Origin of the sequence: Rhodoferax sp. U2-2l (genome assembly GCF_020594515.1) — a bacterium.
Taxonomy (GTDB): Bacteria; Pseudomonadota; Gammaproteobacteria; order Burkholderiales; family Burkholderiaceae_C; genus Rhodoferax.
Genome location: NZ_JAJCTH010000001.1, coordinates 114,676 through 136,670, shown reverse-complemented (window position 1 = coordinate 136,670; position 21,995 = coordinate 114,676). Strand labels below are relative to the sequence as shown.

At 59.8% G+C, this 21,995-nt stretch carries 19 protein-coding genes and 1 tRNA gene; 8 read left to right on the top strand and 12 right to left on the bottom strand.

The features are described 5' to 3' along the window. Window positions 1-13: 13 nt before the first annotated feature. The 4 genes from kdpC to kdpE are packed head-to-tail and all read left to right on the top strand — an operon-like array spanning window position 14 to window position 4,217. The gene (gene kdpC / locus LHU53_RS00620) at window positions 14-634 is read left to right on the top strand and encodes a potassium-transporting ATPase subunit KdpC (RefSeq protein WP_227330138.1); all 621 of its coding nucleotides are present in this window, start codon (window positions 14-16) and stop codon (window positions 632-634) included. A 17-nt stretch (window positions 635-651) separates the two neighbouring features. Next, window positions 652-804 carry a hypothetical protein gene (locus LHU53_RS00615; protein WP_227330137.1) on the top strand — a complete coding sequence of 51 codons (153 nt, stop codon included), beginning with the start codon at window positions 652-654 and terminating at the stop codon, window positions 802-804. A gap of 15 nt (window positions 805-819) precedes the next feature. Further along, window positions 820-3,528, top strand: a complete 2,709-nt coding sequence (locus LHU53_RS00610) for a DUF4118 domain-containing protein (protein WP_227330136.1) — start codon at window positions 820-822, stop codon at window positions 3,526-3,528. Next, window positions 3,525-4,217 (top strand): two-component system response regulator KdpE, encoded by a 693-nt coding sequence (kdpE, locus tag LHU53_RS00605; RefSeq protein ID WP_227330135.1) that lies wholly within the window; start codon window positions 3,525-3,527, stop codon window positions 4,215-4,217. Before LHU53_RS00610 ends, kdpE begins: the two co-directional genes overlap by 4 nt. A gap of 337 nt (window positions 4,218-4,554) precedes the next feature. On the opposite strand, the gene LHU53_RS00600 is transcribed toward kdpE, so the two are convergent. Together LHU53_RS00600 and LHU53_RS00595 are read right to left on the bottom strand one after the other, a co-directional pair. After that, a complete protein-coding gene (locus tag LHU53_RS00600; protein ID WP_227330134.1) occupies window positions 4,555-5,241 on the bottom strand; it encodes a glutathione S-transferase in 687 nt (228 codons plus the stop codon). Further along, the gene (locus LHU53_RS00595) at window positions 5,241-6,245 is read right to left on the bottom strand and encodes a rhodanese-related sulfurtransferase (RefSeq protein WP_227330133.1); all 1,005 of its coding nucleotides are present in this window, start codon (window positions 6,243-6,245) and stop codon (window positions 5,241-5,243) included. Before LHU53_RS00595 ends, LHU53_RS00600 begins: the two co-directional genes overlap by 1 nt. Before the next feature lie 343 nt (window positions 6,246-6,588). On the opposite strand from LHU53_RS00595, the gene LHU53_RS00590 reads away from it, so the two are divergent. Then, window positions 6,589-9,342, top strand: a complete 2,754-nt coding sequence (locus tag LHU53_RS00590; protein WP_227330132.1) for a DEAD/DEAH box helicase — start codon at window positions 6,589-6,591, stop codon at window positions 9,340-9,342. Window positions 9,343-9,391: 49 nt separating this feature from the next. Further along, on the top strand, window positions 9,392-10,180 hold the full coding sequence (locus tag LHU53_RS00585) for a 5'-3' exonuclease H3TH domain-containing protein (RefSeq protein WP_227330131.1): 789 nt from the start codon (window positions 9,392-9,394) through the stop codon (window positions 10,178-10,180). 180 nt (window positions 10,181-10,360) lie between these two features. Here the strand turns inward: LHU53_RS00585 and LHU53_RS00580 are convergent, their stop codons facing one another. The 4 genes from LHU53_RS00580 to LHU53_RS00565 form a co-directional block, all read right to left on the bottom strand. Then, window positions 10,361-13,444, bottom strand: coding sequence for a DEAD/DEAH box helicase (locus LHU53_RS00580; protein WP_227330130.1), 3,084 nt, complete (start codon window positions 13,442-13,444; stop codon window positions 10,361-10,363). Between the two features lie 364 nt (window positions 13,445-13,808). After that, window positions 13,809-14,357, bottom strand: coding sequence for a YqiA/YcfP family alpha/beta fold hydrolase (locus tag LHU53_RS00575; RefSeq protein WP_227330129.1), 549 nt, complete (start codon window positions 14,355-14,357; stop codon window positions 13,809-13,811). A gap of 52 nt (window positions 14,358-14,409) precedes the next feature. Beyond that, window positions 14,410-15,177: a hypothetical protein gene (locus LHU53_RS00570; protein ID WP_227330128.1), complete on the bottom strand. Its 768-nt coding sequence runs from the start codon at window positions 15,175-15,177 to the stop codon at window positions 14,410-14,412. A 13-nt stretch (window positions 15,178-15,190) separates the two neighbouring features. Further along, a complete protein-coding gene (locus LHU53_RS00565) occupies window positions 15,191-15,421 on the bottom strand; it encodes a hypothetical protein (RefSeq protein WP_227330127.1) in 231 nt (76 codons plus the stop codon). 213 nt (window positions 15,422-15,634) lie between these two features. On the opposite strand from LHU53_RS00565, the gene LHU53_RS00560 reads away from it, so the two are divergent. Then, entirely contained in the window at window positions 15,635-16,210 is a 576-nt protein-coding gene (locus LHU53_RS00560) for a flavin reductase family protein (protein WP_227330126.1), read from the top strand. Window positions 16,211-16,219: 9 nt separating this feature from the next. Further along, window positions 16,220-16,891: an SOS response-associated peptidase gene (locus LHU53_RS00555; protein ID WP_227330125.1), complete on the top strand. Its 672-nt coding sequence runs from the start codon at window positions 16,220-16,222 to the stop codon at window positions 16,889-16,891. Here the strand turns inward: LHU53_RS00555 and LHU53_RS00550 are convergent. The 6 genes from LHU53_RS00550 to pheS form a co-directional block, all read right to left on the bottom strand. Continuing rightward, entirely contained in the window at window positions 16,870-17,115 is a 246-nt protein-coding gene (locus tag LHU53_RS00550; RefSeq protein WP_227330124.1) for a hypothetical protein, read from the bottom strand. The genes LHU53_RS00555 and LHU53_RS00550 overlap by 22 nt on opposite strands. A gap of 240 nt (window positions 17,116-17,355) precedes the next feature. Further along, window positions 17,356-17,432 (bottom strand) — tRNA-Pro (locus tag LHU53_RS00545). A gap of 34 nt (window positions 17,433-17,466) precedes the next feature. Then, the gene (locus tag LHU53_RS00540; RefSeq protein WP_227330123.1) at window positions 17,467-17,916 is read right to left on the bottom strand and encodes a MerR family transcriptional regulator; all 450 of its coding nucleotides are present in this window, start codon (window positions 17,914-17,916) and stop codon (window positions 17,467-17,469) included. A gap of 94 nt (window positions 17,917-18,010) precedes the next feature. Then, a complete protein-coding gene (locus LHU53_RS00535) occupies window positions 18,011-18,352 on the bottom strand; it encodes an integration host factor subunit alpha (RefSeq protein ID WP_227330122.1) in 342 nt (113 codons plus the stop codon). A 37-nt stretch (window positions 18,353-18,389) separates the two neighbouring features. Continuing rightward, window positions 18,390-20,822 carry a phenylalanine--tRNA ligase subunit beta gene (gene pheT / locus LHU53_RS00530; protein ID WP_227330121.1) on the bottom strand — a complete coding sequence of 811 codons (2,433 nt, stop codon included), beginning with the start codon at window positions 20,820-20,822 and terminating at the stop codon, window positions 18,390-18,392. Between the two features lie 40 nt (window positions 20,823-20,862). Continuing rightward, entirely contained in the window at window positions 20,863-21,939 is a 1,077-nt protein-coding gene (pheS, locus tag LHU53_RS00525; RefSeq protein WP_227330120.1) for a phenylalanine--tRNA ligase subunit alpha, read from the bottom strand. Window positions 21,940-21,995 lie beyond the last annotated feature (56 nt).

Here is a 21,995-nt window from a genome sequence, read left to right as displayed (position 1 = left end):
TCGAGGAAAGAACATGAATCACTCACTTCAAACCAACCCCAGCGAACCCGACGACAAGAGCCCGGTACTGCGCCCGGCCCTGGTGCTGTTCGTCGTGCTGAGCCTGCTCACCGGCCTGCTGTACCCGCTGCTGGTCACCGGCGTGGCGCAGGCGGTCTTTGCGCACCAAGCCAACGGCAGCCTGGTCCAGCGCGACGGGAAGACCGTGGGGTCCGAACTCATCGGTCAGCCGTTCTCGCAGCCCGGCCACTTCTGGAGCCGCCCCTCGGCGACCGGGCCGATGGCCTACAACGCCGCCGCCTCGAGCGGCTCCAACTTTGGTCCCAGCCACCCGGCGCTGGCTGAAGCCGTGCAGGCGCGCATCGCGGCGTTGCGCGCGGACGACCCGGGCAACACCGCGCCTGTGCCTGTGGACCTGATCACTGCCTCCGCCAGTGGCCTGGACCCGCACATCAGCCTGGCTGCAGCGCGCTACCAGGTGACGCGGGTGGCACGTGTGCGCAGCCTGGCGCCCGAGCAGGTGAACACCCTGGTGGACCAGCACACCGAAGGCGCATGGCTCGGCTTCATGGGTGAGGCACGCGTGAACGTACTGGCGCTGAACCTGGCGCTCGACGCGCAGGCCAGGCCGTGAGCGACGGTGGGACTGGTATGTCCGAGGTGTGGGCGATGCTTTTGGCGCTGTTGACCATCGTGCTACCGCTGCTTTTGGCCTGGTGGCTGGTGGTGCGCGGGGCGCAGCGCCCGCAGCGCAGCAAACACCGGCCCGGTGACAATGACAACACCCGGCGCTCATTGCGCTGATGTGACCGACCCGCCATGACCGATCCAACCCGCCCCGACCCCGACGCCCTGCTTGCCCGGGTGCAGCAGGAGGAAGCGCGTGCGCGACGCGGTTGCCTCAAGATCTTCTTTGGCGCCTCGGCCGGTGTGGGCAAGACCTACGCCATGCTTGCCGCCGCCCGCACAGCCCACGCGCAAGGCACGCCGGTGATCATCGGCGTGGTCGAAACGCACAGCCGACCCGACACCGAAGCGCTGGCGCGCGATCTGCCGCGTTTGCCCCTCAAGGTCGTGCCTTACCGGGGCCACCAGCTGCACGAGTTCGATATCGACGCCGCGCTCGCCTTCGGGGCGCAGCATGAAGCGGCGCTGGTGCTGCTCGACGAGCTGGCCCACAGCAACGTGGCCGGCTCGCGCCACCCCAAGCGCTGGCAAGACGCCGAAGAGCTGCTGGCCGCCGGCATCGACGTGTGGTCGACGATGAACGTGCAGCACCTGGAGAGCCTGAACGACATCGTCAGCGGCATCACCGGCATCCGCGTCTGGGAGACCGTGCCCGACCGCCTGTTCGATGAAGCCGATGAGGTGGTGGTGGTTGATCTGCCGCCCGACGAACTGCTGGAGCGCCTGAAGGCCGGCAAGGTCTACCTGCCGCGCGAGGGCGACAACCGTGCCGAGCGCGCGGCCGCCAACTTTTTCCGCAAGGGCAACCTGCTTGCGCTGCGCGAGCTGGCGTTGCGCCGCACCGCCGACCGGGTGGACGACGAAATGCGCGCCTACCGCCAGGGCAGTGCCGACAAACCGGTGTGGCCCAACCGGGAGGCCCTGCTGGCCGCCGTGGGGCCGGGCGTCCACGGCGAAAAGGTGGTGCGCAGCACCGCGCGCATGGCGGCACAGCTCGACGTTCCCTGGCACGCGGTGCATGTGGAGACGCCGGGGAGTCCTCTGGGTGAGGCCGCGCAGCACACGCTGCGTCTGGCCGAATCTCTGGGAGCGACCACCGCCACCCTCTCCGCCCCTGACGCCGCCACAGCCTTGGTGCGATATGCGCGCGAACACAACCTGGTGCGGCTGGTGCTCGGGCGCCGCTCGCGCCGCTGGCCCTGGCCGCGCAGCGTGGCCGACCGCATAGCCGCGCAAGCCGACGACCTCGACCTGTTACAGGTGGGACAACCCGCCACAGCCGAAGCGCGGCCAGCTGCGGCGCTAGCCGAGCGCACGGATGGGCAATGGCGTGGCTACCTTTGGGCGAGCGCCATCTCCGTGGCCACAGCCCTGCTGGCGACGCCGCTGATCGACGTGCTGGAACTCAGCAACATCGTCATGCTTTTCCTGCTGTCCGTGGTGGGCGTGAGCCTGGCCTTCGGGCGGGGGCCAGCGGTGCTGGCCGCCTTCCTGGGCGTGGCTCTGTTCGATTTCTTTTTCGTGCCACCCCGCTTCAACTTCGCTGTGAGCGATGTGCAATACCTAGTCACCTTCGCCGTGATGTTGGCAGTGGCGCTGGTGGTGGGGCAGCTCACCGCAGGCCTGAAACAGCAGGCCGAAGCGGCCACACAGCGCGAACACCGCGTGCGCAGTCTGTACGACATGTCGCGCGATCTGTCCGCCGCGTTGTTGAACTCGCAGGTGGCCGAAATCGGAGCACGCTTTCTCACCGGCGAATTCGGCGCCCGATCGGCCCTGCTCGTGGCCGACGAACAGGGCCGTTTGCAGACGGTGGATGGCGCAACTGCGCCAGTGGACACCGCCGTGGCCCAGTGGGCCTTCGACCGGGGCGAAGAAGCCGGACGTGGCACCGACTCCCTGCCCGCCAGCGCCTGTTTGGTACTCCCGCTGAAAGCGCCGATGCGCGTGCGCGGCGTTCTCGTGATTGAGCCACCAGGGAAGAGACTCTGGGGGCTGGAGCAGCGCCGCCTGCTGCAGACCTGCGCCTCGCTGCTGGCGATTTCGCTGGAACGCATTCACTACATCGAAGTGGCGCAGAGCAGCACGGTGCAGATCGAATCCGAACGCCTGCGCAACTCGCTGCTCTCGGCTATCTCGCACGACCTGCGCACGCCGTTGACATCAATGGTGGGCTTGGCCGATGCGCTGGCGCTCACTCCCCCCGGCTTGAGCGAGGCGCAGGGCGAGGTGGCCAGCGCCATGCGGCAGTCTGCCCAGCGCATGAGCGCGCTGGTGAACAACCTTCTGGACATGGCTCGCCTGCAGGCTGGCGCCGTGCAGCTCAACCGCGCCTGGCAACCGCTGGAAGAGGTGGTGGGCAGTGCGCTGGCGGCCTGCGACAGCCTGCTCGCCGGGCGAGATATTCGCGTGGACCTGCCAGACGGACTCCCGCTGCTGCACCTGGACGCTGTGCTGATCGAGCGCGTGCTGGTGAACCTGCTGGAGAACGCGAGCAAGTACACCCCCGCCGGCAGCACCATCCACATAGTTGCGCGTTCGCGCAGCGACGCCGTGATGCTCACGCTGGACGACCACGGCCCCGGCCTGCCCCGGGGGCGCGAAGAGCGTGTCTTCGAGAAGTTCGAACGTGGCCAGCGCGAGAGCGCCCTGCCAGGCGTTGGTTTGGGGCTGGCAATCTGCCGCGCCATCATGGCGGCCCACGGTGGCACGATTGAAGGCCACAATCGTGAGTCTGATGGTGTTGTGCTAGGCGCGCGCTTCGTCATCACCCTGCCGTGCGGCACGCCGCCGTCAGACCTGGGAACCACCACCGCCACTGAGGAACCACCCGTGCCATGACCCCACCCGGCAGCCAGATTCTGATCGTCGAAGACGAGGCTCATATCCGTCGCTTCGTGCGACTCACGCTGGAGGCCGAAGGCCACACGGTGTACGAGGCCGAGAACTACCAGCGTGGCCTCATCGAGGCCGGCACGCGCCGCCCTGACCTGGTGGTGCTCGACCTGGGCCTGCCCGACGGCGACGGCGTGGACCTCATCCGCGAACTGCGGCAGTGGTCGGCCATGCCGGTGATCGTGCTCTCGGCCCGCAGCGCCGAGGCGAGCAAGATCGCCGCGCTCGACGCCGGTGCCGATGACTACTTGGTGAAGCCCTTCGGCTCGGGCGAACTGACTGCGCGCGTGCGTGCACAACTGCGCCGCCACCAGCAGCAAACGCCTGCTGGCGAGCCGCTGATCGCGTTTGGTGACATCCGCATCGACCTCGTGCGCCGCGTGGTGGAGCGGGCGGGCCAGGAGCTTCGCCTCACCCCCATCGAATACAAGCTGCTGACGCACCTGGCCTCACAGCCTGACCGCGTGATCACCCACGCCCAACTCCTCAAGGCCGTGTGGGGTCCTGGGCACCTGGAGGACATGCACTACGTGCGCGTACACATGGCCAACCTGCGCAAGAAGATCGAGGCCCAGCCGTCGATGCCCAAGCATCTGATAACCGAAACAGGGGTCGGCTACCGCTTCAAATGTTGAATGGAGGTTAGATTTGTAGTTTTGATGCTTTACGCCCTCGACGTCGGTTCTACAAATGAAACCAAGCGTTGGACCTACGACAATGAGGCTCTTTGAATGACAGCTCGCTGGCAAAGGGCCGGGACTTGCCTTAGCAGTCGGCCCAAAGCTGCCCTCCACGCATTTGAGTTGCTCATCCTAAAGCGGACGTCCAATCAGTTGTATGGGGAGCGCTGACTGGGGTGCACCTATACGACGGCCCGTCTTGCGCAGGTGGGCTCAGTCTCATCGGTCAGCAGGTGCTTCTTCACTGTGTTACGCGCCAGGCCTGCACGCCTGGTGATCGAACAAATATCGGTTACACGGTTGGAAATCGCCACGGCGATTGGCCTTCAAACCAAGTCGGCACCTTGTCCATCACTTGCAAATACGCCTTGGACGTTTCAAACGCAGTCAGCCAGGCGCCAAGCGCGGACCACGGCTGGCTGGCAAACCAGGAGATATCGGTGTGCGCAAACTGGCGCACAAAAGGCGCTATGGCGGCATCGGCCAGACCGAAGTGTGCGCCGTGCAGAAAACGCTGTGTCGCTAGCACATCGTTGAGCATTTGCAAAAACACGGCGCCCTCGGCGCGATCGCCTAGGCCATCAGGCAGAGCGTAGCGGTTGGGGTATTTGTAGCGGTCGAGATTCGCTTTGAAACTGCTGTCGCACTGGGCAATAAGGGCGAGCGTGGCGCTGAGATCCTGTACGGATGAGGGTAGCCACTGCCACGGATCACTTTGGCGTAGGGCATACAGCATGATGTCCAGGCTTTGCTCCAGGACGGCACCGTTTGGCAACACCAGAACAGGCACCGTGCCTTTGGGCGAAGCCAACAGCAGCGCGGCAGGCTTGCGGGCGAGCACCACCTCGCGCAGCTCACATACCAGACCGCTGGCCGCCAGTGCCATGCGGGCACGCATGGCGTAGGGGCAACGCCGAAACGAATACAGAACGGGCAGTGGCAGCAGCGGGTGTGCCGCAGTTGGCCCCGATGCTGCCATCAGCCAGCGGCTTTGGTCGGGGAACAGGCGCTGGCGACGTCGGATGGGACGGGTTTGCTGAGCACGGGTGGCGTGGTTTCGCCAATGTGGGCGTTGCCGCGTGCTTTGGCCAGAACCCATTGGCGCTGGCGTTCCCGGGCCCGGCTTTTTTGGACATCGCTTGTGCTGGCATGGCAGCGCGGGCAGCTCACACCCAGCTCAAACAAGGGCGATTCCTGGGCGCCGTCCTCCAGTGGCATGCGGCAACCCCGGCACAGCTTGTGGGTGCCCGGTGTCAGGCCGTGGTCTACCGACACGCGCTCATCAAAGACAAAGCAAGTACCTTCCCATAGGCTTTCATCTGGCGGCACAGTCTCCAGGTATTTGAGGATGCCGCCTTCGAGGTGGTAGACCTCGTCATAGCCCTGGGAGCGCAGGTACGCGGTGGACTTTTCGCAGCGAATACCCCCGGTGCAAAACATGGCCACTTTCGGCTTTTTGCCATCGGCTGTGGGGCGCAGTTGCGCCGCCTGTTCGGTCCAGGCGGGCAAGGCCGAAAACGTGCGGATGTGAGGGTCTATCGCACCACGAAAGCTGCCAATGGCCACCTCGTAGTCATTGCGCGTGTCGACCACCACCACATCGGGATCGGCAATCAGCGCATTCCAGTCCTCTGGCTTGACGTAAGTGCCAACAATGTGGGTGGGGTCGGTGCCAGGCACGCCCATGGTGACGATCTCCTGCTTCAAACGCACTTTCATGCGGTGAAACGGCGCTGTCTCAGCGAACGATTCCTTGTGTTGCAGGTCGGCCAAGAGTGGGTCGCTGCGCAAATAGGCCAGCACCGCGTGCACATCATCGGGCGCACCAGCAATGGTGCTGTTGATGCCCTCACGTGCCAAAAGAATGGTGCCCTTCACCTTGTGCTGCTCGCAAAACGCCAACAGGGGAGCCTTGCGGGATGCGTAGTCCGAGAGTGTGACGAATTTGTAGAAAGCGGCGGTCAGGTAAGTGGTAGTCGGCATGGGTGCACTTTAAAAGATGGCAATTAACGCATGGGGATTCGTCGTTTGTGATGTCACAAGCTCATGCCCTAGGTGTCCTTACGCGCATGAAACTCCGAGTACCTGAATGCTTTGTAGGAGGCACAGTGTGTTCTTGAACAGACCCGTTCCCCAACAATGGATGGCCGGGATTGAATCACAGTTACATGCCGCTGGCGACAACCGTCTAAAGCTGGCAATCTGAGTCGCGCGATTGAGCGGCAGGCCTGTGGCAGGTAGATCGGCAAACACAAGAAAACGCGAGTCGGCCTCAACCCTTTCGCATTTGTCCTCAGGCGACGTTGTCACGCGGCACAATTCCCGCATGCCCCCCTCTCGCCACAGCCCACAGAACCTGCCTCCCCGCGCTGACGCACCTGATCACACCGTCGCCATGTGGGTGCACGCGCTGCGGAGCAAGGCAGATGCAGCCACTTTAAAGACACTCCCTACCCTGGCCGATGCAGACGCGAGTCGCGTCATGGCCATCCTGCGAATGGACCCGCCGGCTGCGGCTGAACCCTCGCCTGTGATGGCATCCGATGGCAACAGCGTCATCGGCCACTTCCGTCCCCGCATTAGCTTGCAAACGCTGGACCGTGGCGATGGGCTGCTCGGCCTCAAGCCCCAAGGCAAACTCGGCCCGCGTGGGGACAGTGTGACCCTGGCCCAGTTCGACTGGACCTATCAGACGCAAGCCGGCGATCACTGGCAAACGCCGGCGCCCACCTCCATCCTCAACAACCGTGCGCCTGCCGCGGTAGAACTGTTCGACACCGGCGGCCCGGTGGTGCGCATGCAGCGCGATCTGGCCGCCGAAGCCGATGCCATGGACCTCGTGTGGGAGATGGGCTTTGTCCCCTTGGCAGAAAACGCCTTTCAATGGCGCAGTCGTGCTCACAGACCCGTGCTGGGCGCAGTATGGACACTACCGCAAGAGGAGTTCTTTGGCGACTTCTGGGCCGACCAGATACCGCAACTACAGACCAAAGGCTGGTCGGTGGTGGTGCAGCCCGGCTTTGCGCACGAAAGCGTGCCGGTGCAACGCTGGAAGCTGGTGGTGAGCCCCGAGACCGGTGACATACGGGGCAGGGAACTTGACAGCCGTCTGATCAAGCCCGCGCGTGGTGTCGACAAGCTGCAACTCCCTGAACGTGAAGGGGCCTGGCTGCTGAGTCTGGGCATCGAGATCGACGGCCAGACGCTGGACCTGGTCCCCATGCTGGCCGACCTGCTGCGCCGCGACGCCCGCTGGCTCAACGCAACGCAATTCGCGGCCATTGACGACCTGGCGATCGTGTCCTTGCGCGCGCCGGGTGGCAAGCGCATCGATGCCCCGGCCGCACCACTCAAAGCCATCATCGGCGCCATGGTCGATCTCCTGACCGACCCGACACGCAACCAACACCAGAGCTCGCTGCACTTGGGTGCCTGGGAAGCACGTCGGCTCGACGCCTTGCGTGCCAGCCTGCTTGACACCCACCGCGTGGGTCCTCACAACACCTGGCAACTGGAGGGTGAGGCAGGCTTGACCAAGCTTGCCAAACGCTTGAAGGCGATCGGTACACCTCAACCCGTGACGGCACCGCAAGGCCTGCAAGTGCAACTACGCCCCTACCAGGTCGAGGGACTGGCCTGGTTGCAATACTTGCGTACCCATAACCTGGGGGGCATCCTGGCCGACGATATGGGCTTGGGCAAAACCGCCCAGGCCTTGGCCCATGTGCTGACAGAAAAGCACGCGGGGCGACTTGATCTACCGGTGCTGGTGGTGCTTCCCACCTCGTTGATCTTCAACTGGCAGGCCGAGTGCCGGCGCATGGCACCCGATCTGCGTCTGCTCACCCTTCAAGGGTCGCAGCGTGAGGATTTGTTTGCGCACATGTCAGATCACGATCTGGTGCTGACCACCTACTCACTGCTGTGGCGCGACGTGGATGCGCTAGCTGCGCAGTGCTTTCACCTGGTGATTTTGGACGAGGCGCAGATGGTGAAGAACGCCGGTAGTCGCAGCGCCCGCGCCCTGCGCCGATTGCAAACCCGGCACAGCCTGTGCCTGACCGGCACGCCCATGGAAAACCATCTTGGCGAGTTGTGGGCGCAATTTGACTGGCTCATGCCTGGCTTTTTGGGCGACTCGCGCCAATTTGCAGCCAACTGGCGCAAACCGATTGAAGAGAACGGCGAAACCCTGCGCGCCGCCTTGCTCGCGCAACGCGTGCGCCCCTTCATCCTGCGCCGACGCAAGCAGGACGTGGCCAGCGAACTGCCACCTCGCACGGAAATCATCAAGTGGGTGCAATTGCAAGGCCAACAGCGTGAGCTGTACGAGAGCGTGCGCGTAGCGGCCGACAAACAAGTGCGCAGGGTGCTGCAACGCCAGGATTTCAACGCTGCACAGATCAGTATTCTGGACGCGCTGCTCAAGCTGCGCCAGGTCTGTTGTGACCCGCATCTGGTCAAAGGCAACAAGGCAGGCCCCAGCATGGAGCGCGCCAAGCTGGAACTGCTGGTAGACATGCTGCCCGCGCTGGTGGATGAAGGCCGTCGTGTGCTGGTGTTCTCACAGTTCACTGAGCTACTGGACTTGGTTGCAGAACAACTGCAGGTGCTGTCGTTGCCGTTTCTCAGACTGACCGGCAAAACACCCTCAAAGGAACGTGGCAGCGTGGTGCAGCGGTTTCAGGCACAAGAAGCACCCGTGCTGTTGCTCAGCCTGAAGGCGGGTGGCATCGGATTGAACCTGACTGCTGCCGATACCGTGATCCATATGGATCCCTGGTGGAACCCCGCCGTGGAGGAACAAGCGACCGCTCGCGCCCACCGCATCGGCCAGGACCAGCCGGTGTTCGTGTACAAGCTGGTGGTGCAAGGCAGCATCGAGGAACGCATGCTTGAACTTCAGGCCCGCAAACAGGCACTGGCCAACAGCGTGCTGGGACACGATGCGGCGGATGCGCTCAAATTTGACGAAGCCGATCTGCAGGCCTTGTTATCACCGCTGGGGTTCTTGGTGGCCACTTCGCAAACGCCAGAAGAAGCAGCGCGGCGCTGGGGGCGCAGCGGGCGTCGGGCTTGATACCTACACTTCACACCATGAGAATGTTTTCAAAAAGCTTGCACACAAGATGCCGCTTCTGATCATTGATGCGTTGAACATCATCCGGCGCATCCACGAGGCGGTTCCCGGTGAGGACAGTGAGGTCAAGGTGGCGGACACCATCACCTCCAGCCTGGCTTCATTCAAGCGCGCCCTCAAGACGCACCGACCCAGCCATGCTGTGGCGGTGTTTGACCATGGCGGTCGGACCTGGAAGCATGAACTCTATGCACCCTATCAAGCCAACAGGAAACCCATGCCGCCTCTGCTGCGAGAGGGCTTGCAGACCATCAAACAGGAACTCCAACACTTGGGTTTGCACTGGATTGCCATTGAGGGTATCGAAGCCGATGATGCCATTGCCACCTTGGTGGAGAAATGGTGTCTGGCCAGCCCGGACCAGGTCACTATTTTGTCGACCGACAAGGACTTCTTGCAGCTGCTCAGTGACCAAGTCTGTATCTATGATCACTTCAAGGGCATTTGGCGTGACCAGGCTTATGTGATTGAGAAATTTGGTGTCAAGCCATCCCAGATGGGCGATCTGCTGGCCTTGATGGGTGATGCTGTGGACGGTGTGCCGGGTGTGAGCAAGGTCGGTGCCAAGACCGCCGCAGAACTGCTTCGCATCAATGGCCATCTGGAACGGGTGATCTCAAATGCCGACAAAGTCACAGGCCAAGTTGGCGCCAATCTGCGCAAAGGTGTTGAGATGGCAAGGCTGTCCAGGAAGTTGGTATCGTTCAAGACCGATGTGCCGCTCGGACTGACCTGGAAGATGTTGTCACAGCATTCGGGCGTGTCCCACGGCGACTAGTTGCCCAAAATGAAAGACAAATTGGAAGAGCGTTCCCAATGTTCGGTCATGCTGTCAATTGGGTGCCCGTTACAGGCTGATGGCGGTCCTTGGTTGGTACGCAGGCGGTTCAAGCAATCGACCCAAACCGGAATTCCGATCACTCTGTTTCATTGCTGGATAGCTGACATGCACACAGCACTAATTAGCCTTCTTTGCTTGTACAGCCTTCTTTGTCGGTGATGGTTTTTTAAACGGCACGTCAAAAATCGTAACTCGAACACCGAGCTGACGGGCGTAGCCAATCAATCCGTCAAGCATATGAATCAATTGCGCAGTCTCTGCAGTTCGTTTAGTCGGATCAGTAACAGCATCACGCAGTTGCTTAATATCGCAGCAGCCTGTGGTTGCCAATACGACATGCAAATTGGCATTGGCACTCATGATGATGTCATTACGTAACTTCTCCCACAGTTTTTTGCCCTCACCAATGCCGGATGGTGAGCGGTACAAACGCGATATTTCAGTTTTGTTCCAATACGTTTTTCGAGTCCAACTATTTGCCCCATCAGGTATCTCTTTTGCCCGGGTTAGGTAGACGAGATTTTTCATCGCCTGTGCGACGACGTCATGAAAGGCAGACGCAGAAACTCCTTTCCCGGATCCGGCCTTTGCATGTACGAGGGCAATAGCCTTCTGACCAAAGCTCGCGTAGATGAAGTCAGCGCACTCTGAACCAAGGTCGTCGCAAATCACAAGCTCAGGGTCAAAGTCAAGCTTAAGCTCCTTGTCTGCAATCCGCTTAAAAAGGGATCCCTCGATGAACTCCTTGGCTTTAGAACCGTTCATTTTTGCTGCTTCTAGTTCACTCTCTGTGCCCTTTTCGTTAGAGCAAGCAGCGATTTTTGGCCGCACAATCTGATCAAACAATGATTTCTCAGCGTGGCTGTAGTCGACAGCGTAAAAGCTCCTCCCTTGATACACATAGGATCCGCCTGTAAGTCCAATAAGGATCAAGTCCTGGTTTTGGTTCAGGAAATCTGCAAGACTTTTGCGAGTGCTATCGTTACCGTCAGTCTCCAGTATGTGAACATCTGCAGCGCCACGGGACTTGAACCAGAAACGTCCCTTCGATTGCTGATACTGAATTGATAGATGTACCGCAAGTTGGTTCTGCGGTGACGAGTCATGTAGGAACTTAAACAAGCAGTCAAATAAGTCGGGATCGCCGTTGGCAGAGGGGCTAACCACTACGGAAGATTCGACGATTTCAAGACTGCTTCCAGTGGTATCAACAACATCAACTCCCGAATGGGAGATGTCGATAGATAGAGATACAGCAATAGGCGCACTCGGGGCAGCGCATGGCTGCATGTAACGTTGAAGTACAGGATGATTTCCGCTGGCGGCCACAAGAGCTTTACCGATCAATTGGGCCCACGTCTGGAAGTGTGTGACCGAATACCGACGCCGCATGCGCTCCGAGAGCTCTTCACGAATACGGCCCCGCTGCAATCCAATATACCGTCGAGCCCCTGGTTTCGCGCCGCGAGCCGAACGGCAGATCTGCACTCTGTCGGTTAGTGAGGCGGGAATAGAATTCAAATCGTGACCTCGATGCTCCGACGCCCTAAGAACCGTATCGAATGGAACCGCGCTACTTGTAGCTACGTTAGTCACGCGATAAGTTTTGTCCAGGAGACTAGAGAGATCCGCCGCACCAATCCCGACAGTTCGTTCCTCTAACAGCGCCTCAGGAAATGTTCCGGTCGTATCCGAAATCAGCAGATAGTCTCCTGCGACAACTGCACAGTGAGCCTCGAGGGTGACCTCATAGAGGGAGGTTTTTTCAAGAAGATTCGAGTTCTCGACGGAGGCGTAAACCCACAGAGCGTGCTTATCCGACCTCTGGCACGGGGCATTAGCCTCCCCCAAAATGACTGCGTCACAAAGGTTCAGACTGTCAGTACAGTCTTCGATGTAGTCGCTCAAGGAAAAACCTGGTTGCACCTTCCTGATGAGGACGCTCGGCGCGATGGCCACTTGTGGATCAGTTGAGAGGATATCTGTCTGAAACCGCTTACGAAAGCGGCCATCGAAGTACTCAATCGGAGGCTGCATACTTAACAGCCCCTCCACTATGCGTCTATAGTGATTCACGTCCATGACCTTCGTGTCTTGCTCGAATTCACGGTAAGCCTCCCACCGCTGAAATAGCTCAAACTCGGGCGGTGCCATCATGACTGCGGGCGCTTTAGCCACATCAGACTTGTGAGAGCGTAAGACACGCCCGATCTGTTGGACCAGCTTTCGGTCACTGCGTACGTCGCACATGAAAACGAGACAACAGAATCGATGGTCGTCTAAGCCTTCTGTCAGCTTGTTTTGATGGACCCACACTTTTGCCGGATTAGTGCTCGACGGGACATCTTTGACCAAGGCAGGATCAGTAGACCGCTCGAACTGTTCATGGATGCCAATCGCGGCAATTCCCTTGGCATTCAATACTGAAACTGCAACCCTGATATCTTCGGCGCCCGCACAGCAGACTATTGCGCGAGGGAAAGTGCTCGCAAATTGGTTCGAAGAACACCAATGATTCCAGAGCGAAGCGAATTCTTGGCTCAGCGATGGGATGTCCGTTGAAGCTTTCAACGGCTCAAATCCCAGACCTCGAATAATTCGACGACGCTCTGCTAACTTGTGCGTGAAGTTAAAGACGTTTTGGTTACTCTGAATGCGGAAGAGCTTGAGGTCGTTGCGGTAAGGAGTCGCAGTAAGTAGGACCATCGGCTTAACTAACCCTTTGACGGCTCTTCCCCATTCGATAGCAGGCTCGTAGTGGCACTCATCGACGACGACAGCTTCAAGGGAAGCGGCAAGGTCATCGTAGAGCAGTGGAGATGAGCGATGAAGGTTAGTCAGCGTCGCAAACGTGCAGACAATCACCTTGTAACTCGGATCTGCGATCACTTTAGCTGCGTCTGACGGCAACATCATCGCGACTTTGCCTGCGGGTTTTTCTTTATATCCGACGCAATTCCAGAAATCTTCCTTAAGCGCGCCTACCATTTGGTCACGGAGGTTCGACCATGGCGTCAAAACCAGGGTCCGACCTCCAACAGATAGAAGAGAAAGGGAGGCAATGACTCCGGTCTTTCCAGTCCCAGTAGGCATGCGGACCAGGAATGGGCCTACGTCATTGTTTAGGCGCTGAATCAAAAACTCTAGCGCTTCCTTCTGATGTGGCCACAGTGTTAAGTCGTTTGGCATATTTGCGAACATTCAGTCTCCCTCTGTCTTGTATGCGAAAGCCTAACAGAGGCATTGACCTGTTCGATGGATGCATGTGGAAATGAAATTTTGCAAATTGCGACGTCTCCCGATTTTCAGTAGCACTTGGATGTGCAGTCCGGGGGGCGTCGGCGCGGCAATCCGGCAGATACTTCGTGATGCCGTAGAGCTGACGCTCACCAAGATCTGCAACTGGCCCAAACCTGGCTCTCAAATTTCCCCATCAGCCATCACCATGCCATCAGCCAGAGCCAACAACATCCGCGCACCATCCTTGGATTTTCAATCCTGTCACCCGCAATAGGACCGTGATCCCTGATTTGGGGTCAGCACACTGTCATCTTCTCGACAGAGGCTATTTCATCCCCGAGACAACTTTCGCCAAAAACAGCCCAAACAATGGTTCAATCTTCGGCAGCGCATCGTTCAAGCGGTGGTCCCCAGCCATCACATGCAGATCACACTGGTGCAGTTGGGCAAAACGGATGCTGTTTTGCACCGGCACCACCTCGTCGGACCATCCGTGAATCACCAGGGTGTTGGAGGTGCCAGGCGCCATGTCCTGCCGGGCATAACCGGGCAAGTAGAACGCTGGTGCCAACAGAAACAAGCCAGTGATCGCCATCTGTTGGCTGGCCACGGTGGACACATAACCACCCATGCTGGAGCCCACCAAGACCAATTGACGATGCGCCGGCAATGCCGTCGCCAACAGTTGAGCAACCCGCCGTTCAGCTTCACCGGCGGCATTCTGGTCATGAACGATGCCCACAGGATGTTCGCGGTAATCCACCGACATCACCTGCGCGCCCTGGTTTTCGGCCACCTTCATCAAGGCGCGAATCTTGGAGCCCATGGGACCAGACTCCTTGCCGTGCGAGAAAACCACCAACATATCTTTCATGTCTTGTGTCCTTGGCGTTGTTGGTATTTTCGTGTCAATGGCGCTATGGCTTTCACTCCCCGGCCCCCAATACGTCCTGACAAGGCGCCATCTGATCACCCTTCAAGGGCGTCGCCTTCGCCAAGGCCATCCAGACCGGAAACGGCAATTGGCTCACTGCCCTCTTGGGAGCCATGCGCAGCACCTCGAAGTGGTTGTTCTGGAACACCATCACCCCGCATTCCAGCGGAATTTCATTGGCTTTGGCAATCGGGTAGCCGCTGCGGTCACAGCCCAACACATACCAGCACTGGCCACCCACATCCAGGTAGGCCGCTCGTTTGTCGATGCGTTTGATGTCTCCCAGCAAGTCAGCCCGGCTGACCTTGATCTCATGCACGATGGGCTCCAGGCAGTCCTGTCTCGAGCTGTTGCGAATCGAGAAGACATCGGGTTGGCACATCTTCCAGCGGGAGGTGTCCTCGCCCTCCCCTGCGACCCTGGCACGCAGATTCAGTCCCGTCCAGACCAGGCGGCCATCGCGCAACATGGTTTGGGCCACCTTGTCCACCAGGCTCTCATGGGCCGAGCGAGCCTGGCGGTTGCCTTGGGTGGCGCTGGCCAAGTGGGCGATACCGGCACCCGTGAGGCGCACCAGATCGTGGCCATGGCCGTTGGTCGTGCGCTCCAGCAATCCCGCTGCCAATAAGTCAATCTCCACCACGTCCTGGTACGGCCAACCCGCCGACCGATACACCGCCCTGAGTCTTTGGGCATGGATGCGTTTGAGGTTGGGCGCCTCCATTGATGGAATCTGCACAGGTAGAGCTGGCATTTGCATGGTGCCCTCCCCCTCAAGCCCGCGCCACAGGCATAACGGCGTCCACCATGACGTGTCCACTGGCACGCAGGAAGTAAGTCGCTTGGGGATGGGTGATCAGCACTTGGCTCAGGTCAATGCGCTGGGCACCGAGGTCGTCTGCCGGTGATGGAAAGCCAGCCGTGACCCGGTTGTTGAGAAGCAACACCTGCAGCGGTACCTTGGCAATGGGGATCGGCTGCAGGGCTGAAATATTACTGTGCATTTAAACAGTATATTTCAATCCCTGCGGTAACAGTAGCGCCCGACAGGTGCTTTGCCTAAAAATTAAGCACAGCCCGCCAGCCCAGTACTGGTAAGGGTTTGCCGACTTGTTCAGTCTCTTGTCCACAGGGTTGGGCCCACTTATTGGGGACAAGGGCTGCGCTACGATGTCTGCCGCCTCTCTGTCACCTTGATACATTGAAGCCAAACAACCATGCCACCCAAACACTTTTCTGCCGTCCCCTTGGACAAGTCCTATCGTCTGCTTAACCATGGCCCCACGGTGTTGGTGTCCGCCAGCCACGGGGGCATCTCCAATGTGATGGCCGCAGCCTGGGCCTGTGTGCTCGATTACGGTCAGACACCCAAAGTCACGGTGGTGCTGGACAAATCCACCTTCACCCGCGAATTGCTGGTGGCCAGCGGCGAGTTCGCCCTACAACTGCCACCCAAGGCCCTGGCGGCGTTGACGGTTGGTGTCGGGACTGACAGTGCCCGCGAGGTGCCAGACAAACTGTCCAAGCACGGTGTTGAGTTGTTCACGGCACCGGGCAGCACGGTTCCGCTGGTGGCTGGCTGTGTCGGTTGGCTGATCTGCAAATGGGTTCCGGAACCCCACAACGAGCAGACCTATGACTTGTTCATCGGTGAAGTGGTTGCCGCCTGGGCGGATGATCGTGTTTTTCGTGACGGGCACTGGCAGTTTGAATCAGCACCGGATGATTTGCGTACCCTTCACCATGTCGCTGGGGGCCAGTTTTTTGCCATTGGTGAGTCGGTACAAGGGTAGGAGATCGCGGTGTGTAGCCACTATCAAGCCGTCAAAGAGCGTGAACGGTATATCCGCCACTTCGGCGTCGAGCCACCTGCTGATCCGGGCAATCTGGATGTCTGGCCGAGTTATGCCACGTCCTTTATTCGCAGACCCAAAGAAGCTGATGTCGGTGATGAAGCGGTGCCGGAACGCGAAGCCCTGTCAGGTGTATTCGGTCTGATACCCCACTGGGCGACCGACACCAAGATTGGCCGCCAGACCTTCAATGCCCGCAGCGAGACGATGGCGGTCAAGCCCAGTTTCCGAGACGCCTGGAAGCATGCCCAGCACTGCATCATCCCGGTCGAAGCGATCTTTGAGCCTGATTGGCGCAGTGGCAAAGCCATCGCCACCCGGGTGTCCAGTGTCAATGGTGACCCTTTGGGCATTGCCGGGCTGTGGTCAGCCTGGAAGTCACCCAAAGGGCTGCTGCACAGCTTCACCATGCTGACAATCAATGCCGATGGCCATGCACTGATGTGCCAGTTTCACAAGCCTGTCGATGAGAAGCGCATGGTGGTGATCTTGCCGCCAGACAGTTACGACCACTGGTTACGTGCCAAACCGCAAGACAGCCTGGATTTCATGCGCCCTTACCCTTCGGATCGACTGATGGCGGGGACTGAGTTGCCAGTTCAACAGACGCTCCTTGACTGAGCCCGACGATCCTGATCGGTCATCCGCAAAGAGTTGAACATCAGCTCGATGGTGCCGCGCAGCTTCACCTCACCAACCACCACCAGCCCATCGCGCACTAACTTGCGCAACAGCGCCCTGCACAGCGCAATCAACGATGCCACGCCGGTCTTGGGTACCTGACTAGGTCGTGTCAAAGCCACGCAACTGCACTGAAAACTCATGCGAGCGTGGGTCACGGTCATCGCAGTGCCGCTACCCCAGGAGTTATAAGGCTGCGGGTCATCTTCAGACAGCCAGAGATTGAAGCGTTGGCCTCAGCCACCGTTGTCACAATGAGAGCGATCCCAAGTTTGCAGCGCAACGACTGGGTCGAGGTTGTTGACCAGGGCATCAGCAATGGCAACCGTGCACACAATGGGGCTCATAGAACGCGAAAAAGAAAAAGGACTTAGCTCATTTCTAAGCTAAGTCCTTGATTTTATTGGTCGGTGTGAAAGGATTCGAACCTTCGACCCCTTGCACCCCATGCAAGTGCGCTACCAGGCTGCGCCACACACCGAAGCCATAAATTATAACGTCTGCCCAGGCGCTTCTTACCAATTATCGGCCAGAAGCTCACGAATTTCACCGAGTTCGCGACGCACCTGTTGCCAGGCATCCGCCGTTGACGCCAACTCAGGAGCAAGCGACGAATCTTCGAAGTCTCCAAATTGCGAGTTGCTGACCTCGATGACTTCGACCCCTTCCAGCAGCACTTCGCCATGGCGGGATTTGTCGCGCTCGTGCTGCAACAGTTCCTGCATTTTGTTGCGCGCACCGCTGATGGTGAAGCCTTGGTCGTACAGCAAATCGCGGATGCGGCGGATCATCAGCACCTCATGGTGCTGGTAGTAGCGGCGGTTGCCACGGCGCTTCATCGGGCGCAGTTGCGTGAATTCTTGCTCCCAATACCGAAGTACGTGCGGCTTGACGCCACACAAATCGCCCACCTCACCGATGGTGAAGTAGCGTTTGGCGGGGATGATGGGGAGAGAATTCTCCATTGAAATCAATGAAATAACTGCAAAAGCTTGCAGATTACTCTAAGTCACTGGTGCCTGTAAAGCAGGCTGTGCATCCACACGGCAGATGGCTGCCTCAGGGCAGCATTCGCGGCGATGAAAACCCCTGCTCCTGGATTTGTTCCTTGAGCTTTTGGCTGGCATGGAAGGTCACCACGCGGCGCGCCTCGATCGGAATCGCCTCGCCAGTGCGCGGGTTGCGCCCGGGTCGGGGGGCCTTGGTGCGGATCTGGAAGTTGCCAAAACCGGTGATTTTGACGTCATCCCCATCCACCAGACTTTGAGAGACCAGATCAAAGAAGGCGTCAATCATGTCCTTGGACTCGCGCTTGTTCAGGCCAATTTGCTCGAAAAGCAATTCGGCAAGCTGGGCTTTGGTCAACGCGGGGGTCTCTAACGATTCGACGGTGATGTCCATGAGGGCTCTTTTATGTAAGGGGCTATTTTGCATCCGCTCAGGTGCGTTGGCGGGCACCAATTTTCTCGGCCAGCGTGGCCACCACGGCCGCCACGGCTGACTCGATCTGCGCCTCGGTCAGAGCCGACTCATCCCGCGTATTGAGCGTCAGGCGCACCGCCATGCTTTTCTCTGCTGCGGGTGCCGCACCCGTTGCCGGTACTTTGGGACGATAGATGTCAAACAGCAGGGCATCGCGCAGCACGCCATCCACCGGGGCAGCCCAGATGGCGGCCATCAAGGCATCGTGTGTGACACGTTCGTCGACCAGCACCGCAATGTCGCGTTCCACCGCCTGGAACTTGGGCACCGTCTTGAAGCGCGGCACCTCACGGGCCAGCACCGCGTCCAGGTCCACCTCGAACAAAATCGGCGCCTGGTTCAGCTCATAGGACTGGCGCCATTTGGGATGCAATTCACCCACAAAACCCACATCCACACCCTGCACCACCACCTTGGCGCAACGCCCCGGGTGCATGGCCGGATGGGTGGCCGCCACAAAAGTCGCCTGGACTGGGGCCAGCAGGGCCTCCAGATCACCCTTGACATCAAAGAAATCAACCGCGCGCTCTTTCACGCCCCACTCAGGCTCATCACAGGCACCCACGGCCAAGCCCGCCAACCGCATCGGCTGGTTGAAGCCTTGGACCGTTGTGTCGGAACTGGCGACCGCATCGTCACGCAGGAACACCCGGCCCAGCTCAAACACGCGCACGCGTTGCGCCTTGCGATCCTGGTTGAACTTCAAAACCTGTAGCAATGAGCCCAACAAGGACGAGCGCATCACACTCATCTGGCTGGCAATCGGGTTCAACAGCTTGATGGGCGCCGGGTTGCCCGCCAGCTCATGTTCCCAGCGCTCGTCCACAAAACTGAAGTTGATGGTTTCCTGGTAACCCAGGGCCGCCACGGCGCGGCGCACGGCAAACTCGCCGCGCCGAGCTTCCGGACGAATCTTGGCGGTGATGGGGGCTTGCGGCGGTGTAGCGGGCAGGTTGTCGTAACCCACCACCCGCGCCACTTCTTCGATCAGGTCTTCTTCAATCTGGATGTCAAAACGGTACGACGGTGCGGTGACCGACAACACCCCATCGCCCTCCACCACCGGCAAGCCCAGTCCGGTGAGCGCCTGGGCGCACTGCGCCTGGGTGAGCGGCATGCCCAGCACCTTGGCCGCACGCGCCACACGCAGGGTGACCACGGCGGGCTGGGGCATCGCCACGCGCTGGTCATCGATGGGGCCGCAGCTGGTTTGCGGCGTGCCGCAGATGTCCACAATCAGCTGGGTGATGCGCTCAAGATGCGCCACCGTCAGTTCAGGGTCGACCCCGCGCTCAAACCGGTGACCGGCATCGGTGGCAAAGTTGAACCGGCGTGAACGTCCGGCAATCGCCTTGGGCCACCAGAAAGCGGCCTCGACATAGACGTTTTGCGTATCGTCTGACACCGCAGTGGCGTCACCGCCCATGATGCCGGCCAGCGACTCGACCTGCGCTGCATCGGCAATCACACCCACCTGGGCGTCCACCGTGACGGTGTTGCCGTTGAGCAGCTTGAGCGACTCACCAGCTTGACCCCAACGCACCTCCAGGCCGCCATGAATCTTGTCGAGGTCAAAAATATGGGACGGGCGGCCGAATTCAAACATCACATAGTTGGAGATGTCCACCAACGCCGTCACACTGCGCTGGCCACAACGCGCCAGACGGTCCACCATCCAGGCGGGTGTGGCGGCTTTGGGGTTGACGCCACGAACAATACGCCCGGAAAAGCGGCCGCACAGGTCCGGCGCGCTGACCTTGACCGGCAACACGTCGGCGTGGGTGACGGGTGCTGCGGCAAACACCGGCTTTTGCAGCGGCGCACCGGTCAACGCAGACAGTTCACGCGCCACGCCGTACACACTCAGGCAGTGCGCCAGATTGGGCGTGAGCTTGAGGGTGAACAGCGTGTCGTCCAGGTTCAGGTGCTGGCGAATGTCCTGCCCAACCGGCGCATCCGAGGCCAGTTCCAGCAAGCCGCCATGGTCTTCGGACAATTTGAGCTCGCGCGCCGAGCACAGCATGCCAAAACTCTCGACACCGCGCAGCTTGCCGACCTTGATCAAAAACGGCTTTCCGTCCTCACCCGGCGGCAATTCGGCCCCAACCATGGCGCAGGGCACCTTGATACCCACACGGGCATTGGGCGCACCACACACGATGGTCAGCAGATCAGGTCCGCCCACATCCACCTGGCACACGCGCAGTCGATCGGCATTGGGGTGCTGGATGGCGTCCTTGATCTCACCCACCACAATGCCATGAAACGGCGGCGCCACAGGCTGGCGTTCTTCCACCTCCAAACCCGCCATGGTCAAGGTGTCAGCGAGTTGGCTGGTGCTCAAGGGTGGGTTGCAAAATTCGCGCAACCAGGATTCAGGGAATTGCATAAATAGTCTTTAGCGAGCAAGCGACGGGAGTGAAATTTGATTAGCGGAACTGCGACAAAAAGCGGATGTCGCCGTCAAAAAACAGGCGCAAATCGTTCACGCCATAACGCAGCATGGTCAACCGGTCCGGCCCCATGCCAAAGGCAAAGCCGATGTAGCGCTCCGGGTCCAGGCCCATGTTGCGAATCACATTGGGGTGCACCTGGCCGCTGCCCGCCACTTCCAGCCAGCGACCGGCCAACGGGCCACTGGGAAACTGGATGTCGATCTCGGCGCTGGGTTCGGTGAACGGGAAAAAGCTCGGCCGAAAACGCAACACCAAGTCTTTGTTTTCAAAAAAAGTGCGGCAAAAATCGGTGAAGACAAACTTCAGATCCTTGAAACTGATGGCCTCGCCCACCCACAAGCCTTCACACTGGTGAAACATGGGTGAATGGGTGGCATCGCTGTCCACACGATAGGTGCGCCCGGGCGCAATGACGCGGATTTCAGGCATGGCGCCCGAGAAAAAGTCGCCTGCTGTGACGCTGCCTTCTGCCGCCAGACGGTGTTTTTTGACATGCTGCACCGCGTGGCGAATCTGCATCGGGCTGGTGTGCGTCCGCAGCAGATTGGGCGCGGCCTCAGAACCACCTTCAACATAAAAGGTGTCGTGCATGGAACGCGCAGGGTGGTCTTCGGGCGTGTTGAGTGCGGTGAAATTGAACCAGTCGGACTCGATCTCGGGGCCCTGCGCCACTTCGAAACCCATCGAGCCAAAAATGGCCTCAATACGCTCCAGCGTCAGCGACACCGGGTGTAAACCGCCCTGCCCGCGCTGGCGGCCAGGCAACGTGACATCCAGCGCTTCGGCCTGCAACTGCGCCTGCAACTCGGCATCGGCCAGGGCTTGACGGCGGGCATTCAAAGCCGCTTCAATGGCTTGCTTGGCCAGGTTGATGGCCGCGCCACGGGTCTTTTTTTCCTCCACGGGCAGTGCAGCCATGCCCTTCATCATGTCGGTGATGCGCCCCGACTTGCCCAGGTACTGGGCCTTGGCGTTCTCAAGGTCGGCAGGCGTATTCACAGCCGCAAACGCCGCAACGGCACTGTCAACAACGGTAGTCAAGTCGTTCATAAAAAATGGGGATGAAGTCAGTAAGTGGCCAGGCGACACAGAGTCAAGGAAAAAGG

What these genes read in the sequence shown, in the direction of transcription:
- kdpC (WP_227330138.1), top strand. Translation starts at nt 14, where the DNA reads ATGAATCACTCACTTCAAACCAACCCCAGCGAACCCGACGACAAGAGC.
- LHU53_RS00615 (WP_227330137.1), top strand. Translation starts at nt 652, where the DNA reads ATGTCCGAGGTGTGGGCGATGCTTTTGGCGCTGTTGACCATCGTGCTA.
- LHU53_RS00610 (WP_227330136.1), top strand. Translation starts at nt 820, where the DNA reads ATGACCGATCCAACCCGCCCCGACCCCGACGCCCTGCTTGCCCGGGTG.
- kdpE (WP_227330135.1), top strand. Translation starts at nt 3,525, where the DNA reads ATGACCCCACCCGGCAGCCAGATTCTGATCGTCGAAGACGAGGCTCAT.
- LHU53_RS00600 (WP_227330134.1), bottom strand. Translation starts at nt 5,241, where the DNA reads ATGGCAGCATCGGGGCCAACTGCGGCACACCCGCTGCTGCCACTGCCC.
- LHU53_RS00595 (WP_227330133.1), bottom strand. Translation starts at nt 6,245, where the DNA reads ATGCCGACTACCACTTACCTGACCGCCGCTTTCTACAAATTCGTCACA.
- LHU53_RS00590 (WP_227330132.1), top strand. Translation starts at nt 6,589, where the DNA reads ATGCCCCCCTCTCGCCACAGCCCACAGAACCTGCCTCCCCGCGCTGAC.
- LHU53_RS00585 (WP_227330131.1), top strand. Translation starts at nt 9,392, where the DNA reads ATGCCGCTTCTGATCATTGATGCGTTGAACATCATCCGGCGCATCCAC.
- LHU53_RS00580 (WP_227330130.1), bottom strand. Translation starts at nt 13,444, where the DNA reads ATGTTCGCAAATATGCCAAACGACTTAACACTGTGGCCACATCAGAAG.
- LHU53_RS00575 (WP_227330129.1), bottom strand. Translation starts at nt 14,357, where the DNA reads ATGAAAGATATGTTGGTGGTTTTCTCGCACGGCAAGGAGTCTGGTCCC.
- LHU53_RS00570 (WP_227330128.1), bottom strand. Translation starts at nt 15,177, where the DNA reads ATGCAAATGCCAGCTCTACCTGTGCAGATTCCATCAATGGAGGCGCCC.
- LHU53_RS00565 (WP_227330127.1), bottom strand. Translation starts at nt 15,421, where the DNA reads ATGCACAGTAATATTTCAGCCCTGCAGCCGATCCCCATTGCCAAGGTA.
- LHU53_RS00560 (WP_227330126.1), top strand. Translation starts at nt 15,635, where the DNA reads ATGCCACCCAAACACTTTTCTGCCGTCCCCTTGGACAAGTCCTATCGT.
- LHU53_RS00550 (WP_227330124.1), bottom strand. Translation starts at nt 17,115, where the DNA reads ATGACCGTGACCCACGCTCGCATGAGTTTTCAGTGCAGTTGCGTGGCT.
- LHU53_RS00540 (WP_227330123.1), bottom strand. Translation starts at nt 17,916, where the DNA reads ATGGAGAATTCTCTCCCCATCATCCCCGCCAAACGCTACTTCACCATC.
- LHU53_RS00535 (WP_227330122.1), bottom strand. Translation starts at nt 18,352, where the DNA reads ATGGACATCACCGTCGAATCGTTAGAGACCCCCGCGTTGACCAAAGCC.
- pheT (WP_227330121.1), bottom strand. Translation starts at nt 20,822, where the DNA reads ATGCAATTCCCTGAATCCTGGTTGCGCGAATTTTGCAACCCACCCTTG.
- pheS (WP_227330120.1), bottom strand. Translation starts at nt 21,939, where the DNA reads ATGAACGACTTGACTACCGTTGTTGACAGTGCCGTTGCGGCGTTTGCG.